Annotated in this window: 1 protein-coding gene and 1 pseudogene; both read left to right on the top strand. The window is 32.5% G+C overall.

Features of this window, described 5'->3' with window-relative positions:
* Positions 1 to 1,193 (top strand): threonine synthase (gene thrC, locus Q0P94_RS10480; protein ID WP_295116409.1); only part of this gene is annotated, 1,193 nt, incomplete at its 5' end.
* A gap of 58 nt (positions 1,194 to 1,251) precedes the next feature.
* Positions 1,252 to 2,899, top strand: a pseudogene (locus Q0P94_RS10475) (hypothetical protein); the annotation flags it as partial.

Below are 2,899 nucleotides of genomic sequence, written 5' to 3'. Positions count from 1 at the left end.
TAAGATGTGTTTCATGTGGCGAAGAATATGATGATAATGAAGTAATTTACACTTGTGAAAAGTGTGGATCTGTACTTGAACTTGTTAATGATATTGATGTTTCTAAAGATATTTTTGATGGAAGAAAAGACAATTTATGGAAATTTAAGGAATGTATTCCAGTAGATGAAAGTAAAATAGTATCTCTTGATGAAGGAGGAACTCCATTTTGTAAATGTGATAAATTAGGAGAGGAACTTGGAGTAAATTTATATGTGAAAGTAGAGGGTTCCAATCCAACTGGAAGTTTTAAAGACAGAGGAATGACTGTCGGAATGACCAAAGCAATGGAATTAGGTGTAAATACTGTTGGATGTGCTTCAACAGGAAACACTTCTGCATCACTTTCTGCTTATGCTGCTCGTGCAGGATTACGTTGTATTGTATTTTTGCCTTCAGGAAAAGTTGCATTAGGTAAATTAGCTCAGGCAATGTTCCACGGTGCGGAAGTAATGTCTATTAATGGTAACTTTGATGAAGCACTTGAGGCAATGACTGCTCTCGCATTGGAAAAGCATCTTTATTTATTAAATTCTATTAATCCATACCGGTTAGAAGGTCAAAAAACTATAGGATATGAAATTGTTAGGGATTTAGGATGGCAAGCACCCGATAGAATTATTTTGCCTGTAGGTAATGCGGGTAATATTTCCGCAATATGGAAAGGTGTTAAAGAGTTTTATGACGCTGGTTTTATTAAAGATTTACCTATGATGACTGGTATTCAGGCTGAAGGAGCATGTCCTGTTACAAATGCATTTAAAAAAGGAGATAAAAGGGTGGTGCCTGTAGAAAATCCTGAAACTATTGCTACTGCTATACGTATTGGTGCTCCTGTCAGTGATATCAAAGCATTAAATGCAATTTATGACTCCAATGGATACTCCGAAACAGTAACTGATGATGAAATTCTTGATGCTCAGAAATTGCTTGCAAGAACTGAGGGAATAGGTGTCGAACCGGCTTCAGCAGCTTCTATTGCAGGTCTTAAAAAACTAGTGGATCAAGGAGTTGTAGATAAGGGAGAAACAATAACATGTGTTGTTACTGGACATTTGCTTAAAGATCCAAATACTGCTATTGAAGCATGTACCAAGCCTACTGAAGTCGATGCAGACATTGACACTTTAAGAAAAATTCTCATGAACAAATAGATTTAATGTACACGAACAATAAAAATAACAGCATAAAAAGTATAAGAGGTAAAAATTTATGATGAAAAGAATAGGGTTTATATTGATTTCATTGTCATTGTTGATGTTGTGTTTGGGTTTTGTATCAGCAAGTGAAAACAATACAGTAACTTCCCTAGACGATACAACACATCTAGACGAAATAAACAATCAGGCATTGGAAAACGATAATGATGAGCTGGTGTCTAATGAAATGGAGGTTTCTAGTCATGAAGTTTCACAGAATCGTTCTAATGTCATATATGTTGAAGGCAATACATTTGAAGATATTCAAAACGCTGTCAATTCAGCATCGGAAAACGACACTCTTGTCTTAAATGGAACTTATTTTGGCAACGGATCACAGATTATTGTTAATAAATCCTTAACCATTACAAGTGACAACGGAAACTGCATCATAGATGCAAATGAATTGTCCAGATGTTTTTACATTGCAGCAGACAACGTAGTACTAAAAGACATAAGCATAACAAACGCAATAGGTCATCAAGTATTTACAGTTGATTCTATACCTGTATTTGATGATTATGTCGGTTATTTTAATGGTGGTGCTATTTATTGGGATGGGGACAATGGAATAATGAAAAATTGTAATGTATATGACAACTGTTTAGAAAATCCTTTCTTAGGTAAAGCAATTTATTGGAATGGATCTAATGGATTAATCACCAATTCTTCATTTTATTCTAATATGTACAAAAGTGATTTTTATGTTGTGTATTTCAAATATGATTGTCCTTGTGTGGCAGGTTCTATTCATGGTTATTATGAAGGGGATATTTGGAGTGATTGTTATTTCAGAAACGTTTCACTAAATGCTAAAGCAAATTTAACATTTGATAAAATAGTTGTATATAATAATTGTCTTGTTTTCAATGTTATTGATGAACATAACCTTCCATATATAAATGAAACAATAAAAATCCATATATATGACAACAGAGGTTATGATGATTCATTTGAAGTTAAAACTAATTCAAGCGGATCCGCTAAACTAGAATTGCCGTTAACTTTAACAACAGGCAAATACAACATAGAGTTCAATGTAAAAATAATCCACAGTGTGATTGCATCTAGCAATAATCTATCTTTAGAAGATTGGAAGACAAATTATTCCGATGTTTTGATAGGTAATTCTTCTTTAAGTGTTGTTAGGAGTAGTGCTTATTTGAAATCCAACGGTTTGATAACCTATTATAATTCTGGTAAATATTTAACAGTTAAATTGGTGGATAGTAAGAGTAATCCAATAAAGTACTCTAAAATCAGGTTCAACATATACTACAAAAACAGCTTAATCAAAACATGCTGTAGGAACACCAACAATAATGGAATTTGTTATTTGCCTATTAATTTAAACACAGGAAACTATAAAGTGGTTATATCTTCAATTAATTCCAACTATAATGTAAAAGCTTTAACCAAAATAGTGAAAATAACAAAAGCACCAACAATAATCAAAACACAGAATATTGTTAAAAAGAACAAGTTAATGAAAATACAAATTCTAAACAAAGATAAAAAACCAGTAAACAACATGCAATTAAGAATAAAAATATTCACAGGAAAAACATACAAAACAATCAACACAAAAACCAACAATAAAGGACTGGCAGCAATAAACACCAAAAACCTAAAAGCAGGAAACTACAAAATCCAAATAACCA

This window comes from uncultured Methanobrevibacter sp. (assembly GCF_946184425.1).
GTDB lineage: Archaea > Methanobacteriota > Methanobacteria > Methanobacteriales > Methanobacteriaceae > Methanocatella.
This window is presented reverse-complemented; position numbering and strand designations above follow the sequence as displayed.